Here is an 18,917-nt window from a genome sequence, read left to right as displayed (position 1 = left end):
ACTCTAGGGCGTGTGCAGCCGCCTGACAAGGATGCGTGGACGCGGCCCGGCTGACCGGCCACGCTGCGCGCCGCGCGAGCTCACGCCCCGGCGACCAGCTCCTCGGCCACTTCGAGCAGCTGCGGCACTCCGCGCTCGAGCCCGGGGGCGAAGCCCGTGTCATCCGGCCGCTCCCCCGCACGCCATCGCGTGTAGATGGCCTCGCTGAACACGGCCGACTTCCAGAGCGCGAGGGCCTCGTACCAGCGCAGCTCCGACAGGTCGGCCCCCGTCTGCGCGGCGTAGCGCTCGGCGAGCCCGCGACGCGTCGGGAACCCCGCCAGGCGCGTCACCGGAGACAGCTCCATGGTCGTGCCGGGCGAGCCGGGCTCGCTCCACGTCGCGGTGAAGTACCCGAGGTCGGCGAGCGGATCGCCGAGCGTCGCCATCTCCCAGTCGAGCACCGCCGCGAGGCGCGGACGCTCGGGATCCGACGTCCCGCCCGGCCCGGTGCCCGACGCCGGCCCCGCGGCATCCGCGAACATCAGGTTGCCGAGCCGGAAGTCGCCGTGCACGACCGACGCACGCCGCGAGACCGGCACGGTCGCCGCGAGCCGCTCGGCCACGCGCTCGACCCCGGGCAGGTCGCGGCGCGACACCTGCCCCCACAGCCCGCGGAAGCGCGCGACCTGCCGCTCGAGGTAGCCGTCGGGCCGTCCGAGCTCGGCGAGCGGGCCCGCCGACACGTCGATCGAATGCAGCCGGGCGAGCGCGTCGACCGCGGCCTCGGCGAGCGCGAGCCGCGATGCAGGTGCGTCGAACCGACGTGGCAGCCCGTCGGTGATCACGTCGCCCCGCAGGAACTCCATGACGTAGAACGGCACCCCGAGCACCTGCTCGTCGTCGCAGACCGCGAGGATCCCGGGCACCGGGAACCCCTCGTCGCCGAGCAGCCGCTGCACCCGCGCCTCGCGCAGCATGTCGTGCGCCGAGCGCGGCAACGGCGGCCGCGGGCCGCGGCGCAGCACGACCTCGGCGTCGCCCCGCCGCAGCAGGAACGTCACGTTCGACTGCCCCTCGCCGACGCGGGCCCACGCTATCGGGCCCTCGCCGATACCTGCCTCGTCGAAGAATCGCTCGACGGCCTCGAGCACCAGCAGCGGCGGCGACGACAGGACGGATGCCTCCGCCGCGGCGGCGACCACCTCACGACCGTCGGGGTCGGTCGTCAGGGTCGGGCCCGCGTGTCCGGTCGCAGCGGGCGCGCCCGCGACATCCGTGCCGGTCATCGGTTGCTCACCCTCCCGAAGCGGCCCGCGATGGGTGCGAGCACGAGCGGGCGTGCGGCGATCCACCCCGCGGCGATCACGACGAGCGAGAGCACGAAGATGCCGAAGCCGACCCAGTTCACGGCGTCCTGGCCGCCGAACATGTGGTTGAGGTTGCGCAGCGCCCCCGTCGCGAGCACGAGCGTCACGTGCACGATGAGGAACAGCACGAAGTAGAGCATCACCGGGAAGTGGAGCGCGCGGGCGACCTCGACGGGGTAGATGCGGCTCAGCGTCTTCGCCTTCGCGGGCCAGAGGCCAGACATCCGCACGCCCGTGACGACCGCGAGCGGCGCCGCGACGAACACCGTCGCGAAGTAGGCGAGCTGCTGCAGCCCGTTGTAGTTCACCCAGCCGTTCTCGGTCGGCCAGTCGAGCGACGCGTACTGCAGCGCAGCGCTCAGCGCGTTCGGGAACACCTCCCAGCTCGTCGGCACGATGCGCATCCACTGGCCGCTGGCGAAGAGCAGCACCACGTAGACCACGCCGTTCACGAGCCAGAGCAGGTCGAGCGACTGGTGGAACCACAGCGAGAGGCTGATCTTGCGCTGCGGGTTCCAGCGCGGCGACCAGTACGCCGCGGGCTTGCGCTCGGTGCGCACCTGCAGGCCCGACCGGATGATCAGCACCATCAGGAACACGTTGAAGAAGTGCTGCCACGCGAGCCACGCCGGGAACCCCACCGGCGCGCCCTCGGGCAGGTGGTACTCCCCCGGATAGCGCTCGACGAAGTCCTGCACCGACGGCGTCGCGAGTAGCCACTGCGCGACGCCCACGACCGCGGCGACGGCGAGCACGGCGCCGACGAAGAGTAGGGCCGGGGTCGCGGGCGCCGGGGCGCCGACGGGGGTGTGCGGGGTGGGCTGTGCGGGCGCGGTTGCGGCTGCGGGCGCGAGTGCGGCTGCGGTCGGTTCGGGGCGAGCGGATGCCGCGGGCGCGGGCAGTGCTGACGGCTCGGCGTCGATGGGGGCGGGCGGTGCCGCCGTTTCGACGGGGGTGGGCGGTGCCGCCGTCTCGGCGGGGGCGGGCGCTGCCGCTCCAGATGCGGCCACCGATGCCGCTGTCGCCGGCACTGGCGCCGGGCGCGGTGCGAGGCCCGCAGGCGGCCAGGGCTCGCCGCCGCGGGTACGGGGCAGGCCGCGCCGGAGTGCGACCGCGTCCACGCCCGCGGCGACCTGCGCGGTCGGCGCGGGCGGCGCGGCGGCGGCCGCGTCTGCATGAGCTTCCGGGGTTGGGGTCGCCGAGCGGACCTCTTCCGCGGAGTCGCCTGCGCTTGCGAGCGCCGAGGCGGATGCCGCCTCCGCGCGCCCCGCGTCGGCCGACGCCACTGCGGCGGACGCAGCCGCTGCCGACGCAAGCGCCGCGGGCCCCGCGAGCGCGAACCCCGCAGGCGGCCACGGCTCGCCGCCGCGGGTACGGGGCAGGCCGCGCCGGAGCGCGACCTGGCCGGCCGCCGAGCTCACGGCCGCAGGAGCATCCAGGGCGAGTGGGGCCGGGCGACCCCGGACGGCGGAATCGCCTGCGCCTCGCACCGGCGCCTCGATGGGGGCCTCCGGCGCGGGCCCGGCCGACGCCGGCGCAGCCGCGACGGGCACTCGCCCCTCGGGAGCGAGCCCGTCGGGCGGCCACGGCTCGCCGCCCCGCGTGCGGGGCAGCCCGCGCCGGAGGCGTCGGGCCGGCTGGCCCGTGGGCGTCGTCACTTGCGCGCCTCGAGCGCGGCGATGAGCTGCGGCACGACCGTGAACACGTCGCCGACGACGCCGAAGTCGGCGATGTCGAAGATCGGGGCATCCGCGTCGGTGTTGATCGCGATGATCGACTTCGCGGTCTGCATGCCGGCCTTGTGCTGGATGGCGCCCGAGATGCCGAGCGCCACGTAGAGCTGGGGCGACACCGAGACCCCGGTCTGCCCGACCTGGTACGACTGCGGCACCCATCCGGCGTCGACGGCCGCGCGCGAGGCGCCGACGGCGGCTCCCAATGCGTCGGCGAGGCGTTCGACGAGCTCGAACTTCTCCTCCGACCCGAGCCCGCGGCCGCCCGAGACGATGCGTGCCGCGCCGCGCAGTTCGGGCCGCGCGGAGACGGCGGCGGATGCCTCGACGGACTCGATCACCGCGGCGCGGCGCCCGCTCGGGGTCACGGCCAGCGGCTCCACCTGCACGGGCGCGGCCTCGGCGCGCGCGTCGACGGCACCCTGCCGCACGGTGATGACGGGCGCGCCGAACGTCGCGGTGGAGCGCACGTCGTAGGCGCCGCCGTACACCGAGTGCACGGCGAGCACGCCCTCGTCGTCGCGCTCCACGCCGACGGCGTCGACGGCGATGGCCGACTTGGTGCGTGCGGCGAAGCGTGCGGCGGCCTCGCGGCCCTGCACCGAGTGCGCGACGAGCACCGCGTCGGGGTGCACCGCCTCGGCCGCCGCGACGAGCGCGTCGACGAGGGGCACGACGAGGGGTGCTCCCGCGGGGTCGCCGGAAGCGGAAGCCGGCGCCTCGGCCGGCCCGGACGCCACGAGCACGCGCGTCGCGCCGAGCGCGGCGGCGGCCTCGGCGAGCGCATCCCCGGAGGGCGAGGAACCGGGGTCGCCGAAGGCGGCGGCATCCGCCCCGGGGACGATGAGCGCGACGGGCGCACCCACCTGTGCGGCGGCGCCGAGGAGCCCGGCGGCGGACTTGGCGAGCGTGCCGTCGAGGGCCTGCTCGAGGAGCACGAGGATGGGCGAGGTTGCGCGGTCGGTCATGGTCGTCTCCTTCACGCGAGCCGGTTCTCGACGAGGTAGGCGGCGAGGCGTTCGCCTGCGTCGCCCTCGTCGGTGATCTTGGTTCCGGCCGAGCGCGGCGGGCGCTCGGCGATGGCGAGCATGATCGAGCGTGCGACGTCGGGTGCCTCCGCGTCGACGCCGAGGTCGGCGAGCGAGAGCACGTCGAGCGGCTTCTTCTTGGCGGCCATGATGCCCTTGAAGTTCGCGAAGCGGGGATCGGGCAGCTGTTCGGTGATCGAGATCACGGCGGGCAGGGTCGCCGTGACGCGGGCAGAACCTCCGTCGACGGCGCGCGACCCGGCGACGCGGTCGTCGGCGATCTCGACCGACGCGAGGTTCGTCGCATGGGGCACATCGAGGTGCTCGGCGATCATGGCCGGCACGACGCCGCCCGAACCGTCGGTGGACTGGTTGCCCGCGATCACGAGGTCGAATCCGACGTGCTCGATCGCACGCGCGAGCACCTCGGCGGTGAGCGCGAGGTCGGCGCCGAGCAGCTGTGCGTCGACGACCTGCACGGCCCGGGTCGCGCCCATCGCGAGGAGCTTGCGCACGCTCGGCGCGGCGGGTTCGGCGGCCATCATGAGCACGACGACCTCGGTGCCGGGGTTCGCGTCGGCATGCGCGAGGGCGACCTCGAGCGCGCGTTCGCCGATCTCGTCGGGCACGCGATCGCTCGCGTCGCGGTCGGCGATGCCGGTCTCGAGGTCGAGCTTGCGGTCGGCGTAGGTGTCGGGCACTTCCTTGGCGAGCACCACGATCTTCATGCTCTGGTCCTTCCGTTCGGGGTGGAGGGGGCTTCGCGGGTCACGGCAGTTGCGCGGGTCGAAGGGGCTGAGCGGGTGGAGGGGGCTGCGGCATCCCATCGGCCGACGAGCTCGGCGAACTCGGCGGTCGAGCCGACGAGGCGGGGCGGGAACTCCGGGCGTGCGGCGCCCGAACGGCTGAGCCGGGGTGCGGGCGCGGGGGCCTCGTGCCCGCCCCATTCGCCGGTCCAGCCGCGGGCGTCGAGGTGCGGATGCCGCGGGGCCTCGGCCATGGCGAGCACGGGCGTGACGCACGCGTCGGTGCCGTCGAAGACCGCCGTCCAGTCGTCGCGCGAGCGCCGTCCGAACGCGTCGGTGAAGGCCGCGCGCATGGCCGGCCAGTTGGCGGGGTCGAGGCGGGCGGCGTCGTCGAACGCGGCCACGGCCGGGTCGAGGTCGTCGCCGAGCCCGGCGATGAGCGCCCGGTAGAAGGGCGCCTCGAGCGGCGCGACCGCGACGTGTCGGCCGTCGGCGCAGGCGTAGACGTCGTAGTAGGGCGTGCCGCCGTCGAGCAGGTTCGCGGCCCGCTCGTCGTGCCAGCGGCCGTCGGCGAGCATCGCCCGGAACACGTGGCTCAGCTGCCCGACGCCGTCGACCATGGCCGTGTCGACGACCTGGCCCCGCCCCGAGACGCCGCGCTCGACGAGGGCCGCGAGCACCCCCGTGACGAGGAACATCGCGCCGCCGCCGTAGTCGGCGACGAGGTTCAGCGGCACGGCGGGGCGGTCGGCGGGGCCGATGGCGTGCAGCATGCCCGTGATCGAGAGGTAGTTGAGGTCGTGGCCGACGCGCTCGGCCCACGGCCCGGTCTGGCCCCACCCGGTCATGCGCGCGTAGACGAGCCGCGGGTTGCGGGCCGAGAGGTCGGCCGGGCCGAGGCCGAGACGCTCCATGACGCCCGGTCGGAAGCCCTCGACCAGCACGTCGGCCCGGTCGACGAGGTCGCGCACGCGATCGCGGGCCTCCTGGTCCTTGAGGTCGGCGGCCACGACGGTGCGCGTGCGGAGGGTCGTGTCGGCCTGGTCGATCGCGGGCGCGCCTCCCGGGCCGGGCCGGTCGATGCGCACGACGTCGGCGCCGAGGTCGGCGAGCAGCATCGCGGCGAACGGAGCGGGGCCGATGCCGGCGAACTCGACGACGCGGATGCCGGCGAGCGGGCCTCGGGCGACGGGGCCCGGCGGAGCATGCTCGGGCCGTGCCGCCGACGCGGTCGCACCGTTCGCGCGCGCGTGGCCGTCGGCTGCCGTTCGGGTCATCGGACTCACGCGCTGATCGCTCCCTCGCATCGAACCGGCATCGTCACCGGCACGCGGCAATTCTCGCCGCGAACGAGAAAACAGTCAAGCGTGACTTGTATTGCCCACGCGGCAGCCTGGCGAGCGTCGATCGACGAGCGGATGCCGCGGGCCACCGTCACTCCCCCAGCAACTGCTGCCGTGCCAGCCGCCGCCACAGCGCGAGATTCGGCTCGCTCGCAGGGTCGGCCCCGGTGATCGCGTAGGTCATCGCCGTGCCGCGCATGCTCGTGACGAGCAGCTCCATGAGCGGCTCGAACGCGGGCAGCGCCGCGAGTTCGTCACCGAAGAGCCGGCGCTGCGTCTCGCGGAGGATCGCGCCCATGCGCCGCTCCGTCGGCAGCAGCGCCGCGCGCAGCCCGTCGTCGTGGCGCGCCGCCGTCCAGAGTTCGAGCGACGCGAGGAACTCGGGCTGCCCGTTCGACGCCCACATCGCGGTGACCGCCGCGTCGATGCGGGCGCCCGCCTCCGCCGGCAGGTCGAGCTCGACGAGCTGCGCATCCAGCCGCGTCGACGCGAGGTGGTGCACGGCCGCGACGAACAGCTCGTCGCGCGACGGGAAGTGATGCAGCATCCGCCCGCGCGACACCTCGGCGCGCTCCTGCACGCGCACGGTCGTCGCCGCGGCGTAGCCGTCTTCGGCCAGCACCTGCACCGCCGCATCGAGGATGGCCGCCTGCGTGCGGAGTCCGCGCTCCTGCACGGGTCGACGACCTGGCTCGGCTGCATCCGCGGGCATGGTCCTCCTCGACGGGCCGGCTGCACTCGGCGTCGGACCCCGGTCGGATCCAGCACCTCCCCGCGGCGCGGGTGCGTGAGCCGAGGGTAGCAGCGGCCGGGGCGCCCTCCCCAGCACCCCGGCCGCTCGCGCCCCGCTCCGGGGGCGCGTGTCGCGGACGCCGATCGCGGGCGGCGGTCCCCCGTGGCCGCCGCGCCCGCGCACCGGCATCCGCCGTTCCGCGCCGCTCGGCCCGGCGGCCGAACGACCGGGCCGAGCGCGTCAGCCCTGCGCGTCGCGCGGCGCCATCGCGCTGATGAGCTCGTAGGCGACGTGCGATGCCGCCACGGCCGTGAGCTGCGCGTGGTCGTAGGCCGGTGCGACCTCGACGACGTCGGCGCCGACGATGCGCTTGTCGGCGAGCGCACGGACGATGCGCAGCAGCTCCCGACTCGTGAGGCCGCCGGCCTCGGGCGTGCCCGTGCCGGGCGCGTGGGCGGGGTCGAGCACGTCGATGTCGATCGAGATGTAGAGCGGCGCATCGCCGACGCGCGTGCGGATGCGCTCGATCGCCGTGGCGACGCCGTCCTCCTCGATCTGCTCGCTCGTGACCATCGCGAAGCCGAGGCGCTCGTCGTCGGCGAGGTCCTCGACGCCGTAGAGCGGGCCGCGCGTGCCGACGTGCATGCTCGCGGTGAGGTCGATGAGCCCCTCCTCCGACGCGCGTCGGAACGGCGTGCCGTGCGTGACCGGGGCGCCGAAGTAGGTGTCCCACGTGTCGAGGTGCGCGTCGAAGTGCAGCACCGCGACCGGGCCGTGCGTCGCGTGCACGGCACGCAGCAGCGGCAGCGCGATCGTGTGGTCGCCGCCGATGACGACGAGGCGGTCGGCCACGGCGCCGAGCGCACGCGCGCCGGCCTCGACGTCGGCCACGGCCTCGTCGATGTCGAACGGGTTCACCGCGAGGTCGCCGGCGTCGGCGACCTGCTGCACGGCGAACGGCGACACGTCCTGCGCCGGGTTGTAGGGGCGCAGCAGGCGGGAGGCCTCGCGCACGTGCGCCGGACCGAAGCGGGCGCCGGGGCGGTAGCTCACGCCGCTGTCGAAGGGCACGCCGAGCACGGCCACGTCGGCGCGCTCGACCTCGTCGAGGCGGGGCAGGCGGGCGAAGGTCGCGATGCCCGCGAAGCGGGGCACGAGGCTCGCGTCGATCGGGCCCACCGGGCCGCCAGGCACGCCGACGCGGGGCTCGGAGCCGGGCGCGGTGCGCTGCGGTCTGGCGGTGTTCGCCTGGGCGGCGTCATCCGTGGGGGTCATGGTGGTTCCTTCCGAAGTCTTCGAGTCGCTGGGCCGCGAGGCGGTGGTCATGCGCCCGGCTGCCGCACGTGCACGAGCTGCACGCCGCCGGCGGCGATCGCGTCGCGGATGGCGTCGCCGAGGTCGGCGACCTGGTCGACCCGGCGGCCGGTCGCGCCGAACGCGGTCGCGAGCGCGGCCCAGTCGGGCTGCACGAGCTCGACGCCGACGGGGCGGATGCCGCGGTCGAGCTCGTTCTGGCGGATCTCGCCGTAGCCGCCGTTGTCGACGCAGACGACCGTGAGGTCGAGGCCCTGCTCGACGGCGGTGACGAGCTCGTTGACGGCGAACATGAGCGCGCCGTCGCCGAGCACAGCGACCACTGGGCGGTCGGGCTGCGCGACGCGCGCACCGATGGCCGCGGGCAGGCCGTAGCCGAGCGTCGCGTAGGTCGGCGTGTAGAGCAGCCCGTGCGGGCGGTCGCGGCGCAGCACGCTCGCGAGCGCGAGGTAGACGATCTGCGACGAGTCGCCGGCGACGATCGCATCGGCCGGGAGGGCGTCGGCGATGCGCTCGGCGAGCGCGACGGTCGCGGGCTCGGTCGCGGCGATCTCGGCGGCGATCGCGGCGCGGGCGGCAGCGAGGTCCGGTGCGCCGCCGGCCACCGGGCCCGCCGAGGCGTCGGCCGGGCCGCCGGCGGCGAGCGCCGCGAGCAGGTCGTCGACCACGGCGGCGCAGTGGCCGACGAGCCCGACGGTCGCGGCGAGGTTCTTGTCGACCTGCGCGGGCGAGACGTCGACGCGGATGACGCGTCCGCGCGCCGCGAGCGACGGCGCCCACAGCTCGGCCTCGCCGAGCTTCGAGCCGAGCACGACGAGCACGTCGGCCGCCTCGGCGACCTCGCGGGCCGCCGCGAGGCGCAGGTTCGAGCCGAGCGAGAGCGGGTGGTGCTCGTCGAGCACGCCCTTGCCGTTCAGGGTCGTGATGACGGGCGCCCCGAGGCGTTCGGCGAGCGCGGTCACCTGCCGCGCGGCGCGCGTGGAGCCACCGCCCGCCACGATGACGGGAGACGCGGCGGCGGCCAGCAGCGCGGCCGCCTCGGCGACGAGCGACGCGTCGGCACGGGCCGGAGCCGGTGCGGGCCGTGCCGCGCGGGCGTCGGCCGAGACATCCGCCGCCGACTCGAGCACGTCGAGCGGCACCTCGATGTGCACGGGGCGCGGACGCCCGGTGCGGAACAGCGCGAACGCGTCGTGCACGGCCTCGACGGCCTCGGCCGCGGTGGTGACGCGGCGCGACCACTCGGCGATGGCCGCGACCATGGCCGAGGCGTCCTTCGTCTCGTGCAGCGTGCCGACATCGCGGAACTCCTCGCCCAGCGCGACCCCCGGCGAGAGCACGATGAGCGGGCGCGATTCGCAGAACGCGGTGCCGATGGCGCTCATCGCGTTCTGCAGGCCCGGGCCCGAGGTGGTGATGACCACGCCGGGCAGGCCCGTCTGCTGCGCCCACCCGTCGGCGCCGTACCCGGAGCCCTGCTCGTGCCGGTTGGTCACCGCGCGGAATCCGAGGTCGGCGAGGGGCCTGTAGAACTCGAGGTTGTGGGTGCCGGGGATGCCGAACACCGTGTCCACGCCGTAGGCGCGGATGGTCTCGAGCACGGCGCGCCCCGCCGTGTCGGCGTAGGGCGCGGCGAGCTCCGCCATCTGCGCGTCGAGGCCGTGCGCATCGAGATCGTGCTGGTCCATGGGTGTTCCTTCCGCTCAGGCCCGGTGGCGGCGTTCGCCGTCGACCCAGGTCTCGAGCACGGTGATCTGCGTGATGGCCTCGGGCGCGACCTCGAGCGGGTCGTCCGAGAGCACGGCGAAGTCGGCGTGCTTGCCGGCCTCGAGCGAGCCGAGGTCGTCTTCGCGGCCGATCGACACCGCGCCCTCGTACGTGTGGGCCCGCAACGCCGCCGCGGCCGTGATGCGCAGGTCGTCGGGTCCGAGCCTGTGGCCCCGACGGGTCACGCGCGTCACCGCGGTCTGGATCGCCTCGAGCGGGATCGGGTCGGCGACCGGCGCGTCGGACGAGATCGTCACGGGCACGCCCGCGGCCTCGAACTCGCCGAGCGGGTTGAACCGCTCGCCCGGGGTGCCGATGGCCTCCTCGACGCCCTCGCCCCAGTTGAAGTAGTGCTGGGGCTGGTTGACCGGGCGGATGCCGGCGGCGGCCATGCGGGCGATCTGCTCGGGCGTCGGCAGCCCGCAGTGCTCGATGCGGTGGCGCGCGTCGGCGTCGGGGTTCTCGGCGAGCGCGGCCTCGATGGCCGAGACGACCATCTCGATCGCGGTCGGCGACTGCGCGTGCGTCGCGGTCTGCAGGCCGGCCTCGTGCGCACGGCGGATCAGCTCGGCGTAGGCGGCGGGCTCGTGGTAGAGCTGCCCGGTGCGGCACGGTTCGCCGACGTACCCGTCGGGGAAGTACGCGGTCCAGCCGCCGAGCGTGCCGTCGGCGTAGAACTTGATGCCCGCGAAGCTCAGGTGCGCATTGCCGAACTGTCCGACGAGGCCCATCTCGAGGGCGTCGTCGAGCAGGTGCGAGAGCAGGTACATCGACACGCGCAGGTCGAGGCGGCCGGCCTCGGCCAGGCGCAGGTACATGTCGAACTCGCGGCGCGAGACCTGGGCGTCGCCGATCGCGGTGACGCCGCCGGCGAGGAACCGCTGCGTCGCGAGGTCGAGCTGGCGCAGGTGCTCCTCCGGCTCGTCGGCGAGGTGGAAGTTCGGCCCGTGGTGGCCGACCTTCACCCCGTGCACGCCCGTGAGGATGTTGCACGCGGCATCCGACAGCTCGCCCGTGAGCTCGCCTTCGGCGTCGCGGAAGAACTCGCCGCCGTCGGGGTTCGGGGTGTCGCGGTCGACGCCGGCCCGCTCGAGGGTGACCGAGTTCACGACGCCGCCGTGGCCCGACGCGTTCATGAGGTAGACCTCGCGGTCGGTCGACACCTCGTCGAGCTCGAACCTGGTCGGATGCCGTTTCTCGGCGAGGTTGCGCTGCTCGTAGCCGTAGCCGCGAACCGGCCGACCCTCCGGCAGGGAGGCCGCCGCCGCTCGGAGCAGGGCGATGATCTCGGGGATGCTGCCCGCCTTCGCCGGCCCGCAGTCGACCCACGTCATCATCTGCCCGTACATGAGCGGGTGCGCGTGCGCGTCGACGAAGCCGGGCACGATCACCGCGTCGCCGAGGTCGACGCGCTCGGGCGCGAGCCCGGCCGCGGCCGCGGCCGCCTCGCATTCGGCGAGCGTGCCGACGGCGACGATGCGTCCCCGGTAGGCGAGCATCGCGGTCGCGGTGGAGTCGGCGGCATCCACGGTGCGGATGCGGCGGGCGGTCAGGAGGCGCGGCGCCGTCTGCACGGGCCGGTCGAAGGCGGTCAGCTTCCTCACGGCAGGGTCGTCGCCGTCGTGTCGGTGCGGGCGGTGAACGACGCCGTGACGGGCGCCTCGTCGGAGTGCTGCGGGGCGAGCCTGGTGCAGATCGCGGCGATCACGGCCATGCCGGTGAACATCGCGATGACCGACCACACGCTGCCCGTCCAGGCGATGAGCTGGGTCGCGAACCAGGGCGAGAAGCCGGCCCAGATCGCAGCGCCGACGCCGTACGACAGCGCGAGCGAGGTGTAGCGAGCCTGCGGGCGGAACATCTGGGCGAGGATCGCGGCGATGGGCGCGTAGGTCGCGCTCATCGCGATGCGCACGAGCGACGCGAACAGGAAGATCAACGGCTCGACCTTGCCGGGCAGCAGCAGCATGAAGGGCACGAACGTCAGCACCGAGGTCACGAGACCGAGGTACATGATGTTCTTGCGGCCCCACTTGTCGCCGAGCCAGGCGACGGGCAGCGTGACGACGAATTCGATGAACGAGGCGATCGTCATGGCGTCGAGGATGAGCTGGGCGTTCATCGAGATCGGCTCGCCCGTGGCGTACGCCGTGGCGAACGTGGTGGCCAGGTAGTAGCCGCCGGTCGAGATCGGCAGGATGCCGATGCCGAGCAGGATCGGCCTCCAGTTCGTGCGCAGGGCGAAGGCGAGCGGCATCGACTGCTTGCGGCCCTCGATCTTCGCCTCGAAGACGGGCGACTCCTCGACGCGGTATCGCACCCAGAGGCCGACGCCGACGAGCACGATTGAGAGCAGGAAGGGAATGCGCCATCCGCCGTTCATGATGAAGTCGTCGCCGGCGCGCGACATGATCGCGAAGATGCCCGAGGCGAGCAGTGCGCCGGCCGGGTTGCCGAGCTGGGTGAACCCGCCGTAGAAGGTCTTGGACTTCTCGGGGGCGTGCTCGACGCTCATGAGCACGGCGCCGCCCCATTCGCCGCCGACCGCGAGGCCCTGCAGGGCGCGCAGCAGGATCAGCATGATGGGCGCGGCGATGCCGATGGTCTCGTACGTGGGCAGGCAGCCGACGAGCACGGTGGCGACGCCCATGAGCAGCAGCGTGATGACGAGCGACACGCGGCGGCCGAGCTTGTCGCCGATGTGGCCGAAAACGATGCCGCCGATCGGGCGCACGAGGAACGCGATGGCGAACGTCGCGAAGGCGGCGGCCGTCTCGGCGAGCGGGTCCTCGCTCGGGAAGAACAGGGGTCCGAAGACGAGCGCCGCGGCGGTCGCGTAGACGTAGAAGTCGTACCACTCGATGGTGGTGCCGACGAACGCCGCGATGCCGGCCTTGCGGGCCCGGCTGTGCGTGGAGGTCATGGCCGCTCCTTTGCGGGGATGATCGGGGCCGGGATGGTCCGGCTGGGGTGTGGCGACCGTTGGATGCTACGAGCGCCCGACGGGTGCCGCAAGCGCGGAACTCCAGCGATCAGGACTCCTGACTGTCGATATGTACGACGGATGCCGCATCCGCTCGCTTTCCGTCACCCGAACGCCGCCGTAGACTGGCGAAACGGCGACTCCGCCGTACGTTCCGAGGATTCTGACCGATTCGAGGCCGACATGGCGAACTTCGACGCCGACCTGATCCGTGCGCTGCAGGACGACGGGCGCACGAGCATCCACGACCTCGCCGCCGCCGTCGGGCAGCCGCGCGCGGCCGTCTCGTCGAGGCTCCGCGCGATGCGCGCCGACGGCACCGTGCGCGTCGTCGCGGCGGTCGACCCCGCCTTCCTCGGCCAGCACGTGCTCGCGCACGTGTCGGTGCGCACCGCCGGCACGACCGACCACGTCGCCGCGCACCTCCGCGACCTCGACGAGACCGTGTTCGTCTCGGCGATCGGCGGCCACGACGACCTCGTCACCGAGATCCGCGTCGGCTCCATGCCGGCCCTGCACGGCCTGCTCGCCGACATCCGCTCGCTCCCCGGGGTCGACGAGATCAGCACGCTCATCTACTCGACCGTGATCAAGGGCTTCTTCGTCTCGGAGTACCGGGGCGGCATCCGCATCGATGCGACGGATGCCGCGCTCATCGAGCTGCTGCAGGCCGACGGGCGTGCGAGCTTCCGCGAACTCGGCGAGCAGGTGCGCCTCTCGCCATCGGCGGTCGCGACCCGCGTCGAGCGGCTCATTGACGGCGGCGTCATCAAGATCAGCGCCGTCGAGGCGCGCGGGCTCACGCAGCGACAGCTCGCGCTCGGCGTCGGCCTCAGCCTCGCGGGCGACGACGACGCCGTGATCGACGCGATCCGCTCGTCGCGGGGCGTCGACTTCGCCGCGCGTTCGCTCGGACGGTTCGACCTCATCCTCACGCTCGTCGAGCCGTCGGCGAGCGCGCTCTACGCGAGCCTCGAGCGCATCCGCGCGCTGCCGGGCGTGCGGCACACGGAGTCGTGGTTCCACCTGGCGGTACTCAAGGAAGACTACGCGCGAACCCTGCGCACGATCGACCTCGCGGCCCAGGGAGCGGCGGACCTCAGCCGATCACGTCGCCGGCCTCGACGACCGCGAGCCGCTGCGTCGGGCGGGTGAGCGCCACGTAGAGGCGCTTCCACGTGGCCGTCGACACGGCCTCCGGCGCCGGCATGGGCGGAACCGCGACGACCGCGGCGTCGAACTCGAGGCCCTTGGCGTCGTCAGGGGTGCCGATCCAGAGGCGCGGCGCGATGCCGTGCTCGGCGGCGTCGCGCCGGTCGGCCTCCTGCACCTCGCCGAGCACGCCGAGCACGCCGAGCGGGGCGATGACGCCGACCGTGCCCTCGCTCTGGGCGAGCGCCTCGGCCGCCGCCCGTGCGGTCGCGACCCCGAGCTCGGGCGCCGCGACGCGCACGACGACCGGCTCGTGCTCGCCGGCCCGCGCCGAGGCGGCCTCGACCGCGTTCGGGTCCATGCGGCGCAGCACGCCGGTCGCGAGGCGCATGATGCGGCCGGGCGTGCGGTAGTTGACCGTGAGGTCGGTGCGGCTCCACCGCGGCACCTGCGGGTCGAGCAGGCCCTGCCAGGTGAAGGGCGCGTCGGTGGCGGTGTACTGGTTGGCGTCGCCCACGAGGGTCATCGACCGGGTCGGGCAACGGCGGATCAGGGCGCGCAGCAGCATCGGGCTCGTCTCCTGCGCCTCGTCGACGATCACGTGGCCGTAGACCCACTCGCGGTCGGCCATCGCGCGCTCGGCGGGCGTGCGCCCGTCGCCTGTCGCCTGCCGGTCGGCGAGGGTCGCGGCGGTCACGATCGACACCGGGGCCGCGAGGTGGTCTTCGTCGGCGTCGGCGTCCTCGACCATGTCGAGCACGCTCTGCGCGTACTGCAGGTCGGTCGCGCGGTCGATGCGCGCCTGCGCGGCGGCCGCCGTGGCCGGCCGAGGGTCTTCGCCGAGGAGCTCGGCGATCTCGTCGACGAGCGGGATGTCGGCCGGCGTCAGCCCGTGGTCGCGGGGGCGCAGGAGCGCGGCCCGCAGCGCGGGGTCGAGGTTCGGGAACGCCTCGTCGAGCCGCGCGGGATCGCTGAACAGGTCGCGCACGACCTCGACGGGGTCGAGCAGCGGCCAGAGCTCGTCGAAGAGCTCCTGCACCGCCGGGTCCTGCGCCCAGTCGGCGCGGCGCTCCCAGTCCTCCATCGCCGAGGTGCCGTGCTCGGCGTCCTCGACCCGCAGGATCTCGGTCAGCAGGGCCTTCTCGAACTTCGGCCTGGCCGCGTTGTGCGGCGTGCCGCCCGAGCGTCCGCGGGTGCGCACGCCGTGCAGCGTGCGGCCGTCGAGCGTCATGGGCTTGAGGCCCGCGGGGCGGAGCACGCGGGTGCCGCCCGGCACCTCGAACGCGCGCACGGCCTGCTTCAGCGCGCCCACGATGTCGAGGCGGCCCTTGAACTCCGCGGCGAGCGGCGACTCGGTCGCGGTCGCCGTGACGCCCGGCAGCAGCGTGGCGGGCGTCACGAGCACGGCGGAGTCCTCGCCGAGCGACGGCAGCACCTGCGAGATGTAGTCGAGGAACCGCTGGTTCGGGCCGACGATGAGCACGACCGACTTCGCGAGGCGGTTGCGGTGCTCGTACAGCAGGTACGCGGCGCGCTGGAGCGCGACGGCGGTCTTGCCCGTGCCGGGGCCGCCCTGCACGACGAGCGTGCCCGCGAGCGGACCGCGGATGATCGCATCCTGTTCGCGCTGGATCGTGCCGACGATGTCGCTCATGTGCGCCGTGCGGGGCCGATCGAGTGCGGCCAGCAGCGCGGCATCCTGCACCGTCTCGGCCTCGCCGGTGCCGAGTTCGTCGAGCTCGTCGAGCAGCAGCGACTCGTCGTAGACCGCGGTCACGGTGCGATCGGTCGAGGTGATGCGACGGCGCGTGCGCACGCCCTCGCGGTGCAGCGGCGTCGCCGTGTAGAAGGGGCGGGCGACGGGCGCACGCCAGTCGATGAGCAGGCGTTCGCCGTCGTCGGGGTCGCTCAGGCCGATGCGCCCGATGCGGTAGCGCTCGCCCTCGTCGGTCTCGACGCCGCCGAGCAGCAGGCCGTACTGCGCGGTGCGCAGGCCCTGCAGGCGCTGGGCGTGGTGCGCCACCAGCGCGTCGCGCTCGGTGAGGTTCAGCTCGTCGCTCGGGCGCGCGAGCATCGTGCGCAGGTACTCGGCCTCCTCGGCGACGAGACCCGTGACGACCTCGCGGATGCGGTCGAGCGCGGTCTGCTCCTCGGCGACGGGCGTGGTGGAAGTGCTGCTGGTGATGGCGGTGCTCCTCTTGCGGCGGACCGTCGATTCTACCCGTGACGGATGCCGCGACGCCCCGCCGTGCGGATCCGCGACGCCCGGCGGCCCGCGCCGCAAGGGACGCCGCGGCGGGTCCGAGGCGCCGGATGCGCCCGAGTGGCGATATCGGGCGGGGCGCGAGTAGCGTAGCGTCGCCCCGCTCGATCGATGGCGACGACAGGAACCACCATGACCACCACCGCACCCACCGCACACCCCGTGAAGCTCCGGCGTTCGCTCGGGCTCTGGGCGATCGTCGGCCTCGGCCTCGGCTACATGACGCCCATGACGGTGTTCGACACGTTCGGCTACGTGTCCGACGAGAGCGGCGGCGTGGTGCCGCTCGCCTACCTGTTCGCGCTGGTCGTGATGCTCTTCACGGCGATCAGCTACGGGCGCATGACCCGCATCTACCCGTCGGCGGGCTCCGCGTACACGTACGCGTCCGAGACGATCCACCCGAACTTCGGGTTCCTCGTGGGCTGGACCGCGCTGCTCGACTACCTGCTCCTGCCGCTCGTGAACGCGCTGCTGCTGCGCCAGTACTTCGAGGCCTTCTTCCCCGAGATCTCGGGCTGGGTCTGGGTCGGCGCCTACGTCGCGCTCATCACGCTGCTGAACCTCTGGAGCATCACCTCGACCTCGCGCGTGAACGGCACGCTGCTGATCTTCCAGATCGTGCTCATCGTCGTGTTCGTCGGCCTCGCCTGGGGCGCGCTCGCGCAGGGCCAGGGCAACGGCACGCCGTTCAGCATCGAGCCGCTCTACCACGCGAACACGCAGATCGCGACGGTCATCAGCGCCGCGACCATCGTGTGCTTCTCGTTCATCGGCTTCGACGCGATCACGATGTACACCGAGGAGGCGAAGGACGCGAACACCGTGCCGAAGGCGATCGTGCTCTCGCTCGTCATCGGCGGCGCGCTGTTCTTCGTCGCCGCCTGGTTCACCCAGTCGCTCTTCCCGAGCGTGGAGGGCATGACCGAGGGCACGGCGCTGCCCGAGCTCGCCCTCGCGGTGGGCGGCCAGCTCTTCATGATCCTCTTCATCGCCGCGGCCGTCGCCGCGGTCGCCGCGTCGAGCCTCGCCTCGCACGCGAGCGTCTCGCGCATGATCTACGCCATGGGCCGCAACGGCACGGGCCCCATCGCGCGCAGCCTGTCGTACGTGCACCCGAAGTTCCAGACGCCCGCGGTCGCGATCGTGCTCGTCGGCGTCGTGTCGCTCGGCGCGGCGTTCGCCGACCTCGACTTCGTGTTCTCGCTCATCAACTTCGGCGCGCTCATCGCGTTCACGGTCGTGAACGTCGCGGTGATCCTGCACTTCGCGGTGCGTCGACGCGAGGTGAAGGGCTTCACCCAGGTGGTCCGCAACATCGTGCTGCCGGCAATCGGCGTCGTGCTCACGATCGTGCTCTGGCTGAACCTCAGCAGCGACGCGATGATCTACGGCCTGCTCTGGCTGGGGGTCGGGTTCGTGCTGCTCCTGGTGCTGACCCGGCTGTTCCGCCGCCCGATGCGGCTGTCGCTCGCCGAGGACGAGGTCATCTCCACCGGCGGCGAGGGCGAGGACGCCCTGCTCGCGAAGGACCGGCAGCGCCTGGACTCCGCCGAGTAACTCCAGCCCGAGAACAGCCCGGGCCCGACGCGGCGGCCGCTCCGGCCGCCGCGTCAGTCCGGCGATCCGAGCGGGCCGGTCGCCGTGCCGTCGGGCACCGTCGTGATCGAGATCAGCTCCTCCCGCCCCGCGCCGCCCGAGACGGCGACCGTGAGCACCGGGCCGACGCCCGCGGCGTAGAACTTGAGCTCCTCCACCGCGGGCTCCAGCGGCGTCGTGTCCCGGGTCAGCATGGCGCCAGAGAATGCGCCGTACGGCACCTCGACGAGCTCCTCGACGCCGAGCACGGCGCCCTGGTCCTCGGCCTCCCCCGCCAGGTACTCCTGCCGGTACTCCATGCCGGGCACGGGATCCGCGGGCACCGCGATGCCGGGCAGCGCCCCGTCGACCCCGGCCTCGAAGCTGCCCTCGCGCGAGACGATCGCGCCGTCCTCGAGCTCGGCCGTATCCTCGCCGAGGTACCAGATCGCTCCGGCGGCGTCCTGCGCGTACCAGTCGAACGTGTCCTCGACGAGCTCGTCGCCGCGGCGCACGGTGTCGCGCACGACGCGCGCCTCGATGCCGTTCGCGATCTCCCGCGTCGCGCTCGTCACGGTGACGTCGACCGTGAGGTCGCCGTCGGCATCGGTCTCGCGGTAGGTCCAGCGAGTGCCCGGCTCCATGGGCCAGTACGGGTTGTCGATCACGGTGCTGAACTGCGACGGATCGAGCTCGACGGGCGCGTCGCCGGTCGGGAGCACAGCTTCGCCGGCGGCCGGCGCGGTCGCGTCGTCGGGCGCGGAGCCGACGGTGCACCCGGCGAGCGCCGCCACGGCCGTCGCCGCGAGTGCGATCGTCACGATCCGCGCATGCACGACGCCCTTCATGACGCCTCGAGACTACGCCGGCCCGACCCGCTCCGCGATGGTCGAGGGACGCCCGGCGACCCGCTGCGACCCGAGACGAC

14 protein-coding genes are annotated in these 18,917 nt (G+C 73.7%); 2 read left to right on the top strand and 12 right to left on the bottom strand.

Annotation, left to right across the window (positions count from 1 at the left end):
• Window positions 1-80 precede the first annotated feature (80 nt).
• From ACFVS8_RS10170 to ACFVS8_RS10125, 10 genes are all read right to left on the bottom strand, one after another.
• Complete coding sequence (locus ACFVS8_RS10170; RefSeq protein WP_387061108.1) at window positions 81-1,268, bottom strand: phosphotransferase family protein; 1,188 nt, start codon at window positions 1,266-1,268, stop codon at window positions 81-83.
• Window positions 1,265-2,359 carry a cytochrome b/b6 domain-containing protein gene (locus ACFVS8_RS10165; RefSeq protein WP_387061105.1) on the bottom strand — a complete coding sequence of 365 codons (1,095 nt, stop codon included), beginning with the start codon at window positions 2,357-2,359 and terminating at the stop codon, window positions 1,265-1,267. The genes ACFVS8_RS10170 and ACFVS8_RS10165 overlap by 4 nt, the downstream gene beginning before the upstream one ends.
• 644 nt (window positions 2,360-3,003) lie before the next feature.
• A complete protein-coding gene (locus tag ACFVS8_RS10160; protein WP_387061102.1) occupies window positions 3,004-4,050 on the bottom strand; it encodes an electron transfer flavoprotein subunit alpha/FixB family protein in 1,047 nt (348 codons plus the stop codon).
• 11 nt (window positions 4,051-4,061) lie between these two features.
• Entirely contained in the window at window positions 4,062-4,838 is a 777-nt protein-coding gene (locus ACFVS8_RS10155; protein WP_387061099.1) for an electron transfer flavoprotein subunit beta/FixA family protein, read from the bottom strand.
• Window positions 4,835-6,133 carry a CaiB/BaiF CoA transferase family protein gene (locus ACFVS8_RS10150; protein ID WP_387061096.1) on the bottom strand — a complete coding sequence of 433 codons (1,299 nt, stop codon included), beginning with the start codon at window positions 6,131-6,133 and terminating at the stop codon, window positions 4,835-4,837. Before ACFVS8_RS10150 ends, ACFVS8_RS10155 begins: the two co-directional genes overlap by 4 nt.
• Before the next feature lie 157 nt (window positions 6,134-6,290).
• Window positions 6,291-6,911: a TetR/AcrR family transcriptional regulator gene (locus ACFVS8_RS10145; RefSeq protein ID WP_387061093.1), complete on the bottom strand. Its 621-nt coding sequence runs from the start codon at window positions 6,909-6,911 to the stop codon at window positions 6,291-6,293.
• 261 nt (window positions 6,912-7,172) lie between these two features.
• Window positions 7,173-8,207 (bottom strand): agmatinase, encoded by a 1,035-nt coding sequence (gene speB / locus ACFVS8_RS10140; RefSeq protein WP_387061090.1) that lies wholly within the window; start codon window positions 8,205-8,207, stop codon window positions 7,173-7,175.
• Window positions 8,208-8,254: 47 nt separating this feature from the next.
• Window positions 8,255-9,892 (bottom strand): thiamine pyrophosphate-binding protein, encoded by a 1,638-nt coding sequence (locus ACFVS8_RS10135; protein WP_387061219.1) that lies wholly within the window; start codon window positions 9,890-9,892, stop codon window positions 8,255-8,257.
• Window positions 9,893-9,949: 57 nt separating this feature from the next.
• Window positions 9,950-11,617 (bottom strand): amidohydrolase, encoded by a 1,668-nt coding sequence (locus ACFVS8_RS10130; protein ID WP_387061087.1) that lies wholly within the window; start codon window positions 11,615-11,617, stop codon window positions 9,950-9,952.
• Entirely contained in the window at window positions 11,614-12,936 is a 1,323-nt protein-coding gene (locus ACFVS8_RS10125) for an MFS transporter (protein ID WP_387061085.1), read from the bottom strand. The genes ACFVS8_RS10130 and ACFVS8_RS10125 overlap by 4 nt, the downstream gene beginning before the upstream one ends.
• 243 nt (window positions 12,937-13,179) lie before the next feature.
• Here ACFVS8_RS10125 and ACFVS8_RS10120 point away from each other — a divergent pair, with 243 nt between their 5' ends.
• Window positions 13,180-14,151 (top strand): Lrp/AsnC family transcriptional regulator, encoded by a 972-nt coding sequence (locus ACFVS8_RS10120; protein WP_387061083.1) that lies wholly within the window; start codon window positions 13,180-13,182, stop codon window positions 14,149-14,151.
• Here the strand turns inward: ACFVS8_RS10120 and ACFVS8_RS10115 are convergent.
• The gene (locus ACFVS8_RS10115; protein ID WP_387061081.1) at window positions 14,096-16,432 is read right to left on the bottom strand and encodes a HelD family protein; all 2,337 of its coding nucleotides are present in this window, start codon (window positions 16,430-16,432) and stop codon (window positions 14,096-14,098) included. The genes ACFVS8_RS10120 and ACFVS8_RS10115 overlap by 56 nt on opposite strands.
• A 111-nt stretch (window positions 16,433-16,543) precedes the next feature.
• On the opposite strand from ACFVS8_RS10115, the gene ACFVS8_RS10110 reads away from it, so the two are divergent.
• Complete coding sequence (locus ACFVS8_RS10110) at window positions 16,544-17,971, top strand: APC family permease (protein WP_387061078.1); 1,428 nt, start codon at window positions 16,544-16,546, stop codon at window positions 17,969-17,971.
• Window positions 17,972-18,024: 53 nt separating this feature from the next.
• On the opposite strand, the gene ACFVS8_RS10105 is transcribed toward ACFVS8_RS10110, so the two are convergent.
• Complete coding sequence (locus ACFVS8_RS10105) at window positions 18,025-18,810, bottom strand: hypothetical protein (RefSeq protein WP_387061075.1); 786 nt, start codon at window positions 18,808-18,810, stop codon at window positions 18,025-18,027.
• Window positions 18,811-18,917: the final 107 nt, after the last annotated feature.

Origin of the sequence: Agromyces sp. NPDC058110, assembly GCF_042884735.1 — a bacterium.
GTDB lineage: Bacteria > Actinomycetota > Actinomycetes > Actinomycetales > Microbacteriaceae > Agromyces.
The sequence above is the reverse complement of the archived record's forward strand: the minus strand, read 5'-3'. Positions and strand labels throughout refer to the sequence as shown.

Excerpts from the sequence above, each read along its gene's own strand:
- ACFVS8_RS10170 (WP_387061108.1), bottom strand. The coding sequence starts at position 1,268 with ATGACCGGCACGGATGTCGCGGGCGCGCCCGCTGCGACCGGACACGCG.
- ACFVS8_RS10160 (WP_387061102.1), bottom strand. The coding sequence starts at position 4,050 with ATGACCGACCGCGCAACCTCGCCCATCCTCGTGCTCCTCGAGCAGGCC.
- ACFVS8_RS10155 (WP_387061099.1), bottom strand. The coding sequence starts at position 4,838 with ATGAAGATCGTGGTGCTCGCCAAGGAAGTGCCCGACACCTACGCCGAC.
- ACFVS8_RS10150 (WP_387061096.1), bottom strand. The coding sequence starts at position 6,133 with ATGACCCGAACGGCAGCCGACGGCCACGCGCGCGCGAACGGTGCGACC.
- ACFVS8_RS10145 (WP_387061093.1), bottom strand. The coding sequence starts at position 6,911 with ATGCCCGCGGATGCAGCCGAGCCAGGTCGTCGACCCGTGCAGGAGCGC.
- speB (WP_387061090.1), bottom strand. The coding sequence starts at position 8,207 with ATGACCCCCACGGATGACGCCGCCCAGGCGAACACCGCCAGACCGCAG.
- ACFVS8_RS10135 (WP_387061219.1), bottom strand. The coding sequence starts at position 9,892 with ATGGCGGAGCTCGCCGCGCCCTACGCCGACACGGCGGGGCGCGCCGTG.
- ACFVS8_RS10125 (WP_387061085.1), bottom strand. The coding sequence starts at position 12,936 with ATGACCTCCACGCACAGCCGGGCCCGCAAGGCCGGCATCGCGGCGTTC.
- ACFVS8_RS10120 (WP_387061083.1), top strand. The coding sequence starts at position 13,180 with ATGGCGAACTTCGACGCCGACCTGATCCGTGCGCTGCAGGACGACGGG.
- ACFVS8_RS10110 (WP_387061078.1), top strand. The coding sequence starts at position 16,544 with ATGACCACCACCGCACCCACCGCACACCCCGTGAAGCTCCGGCGTTCG.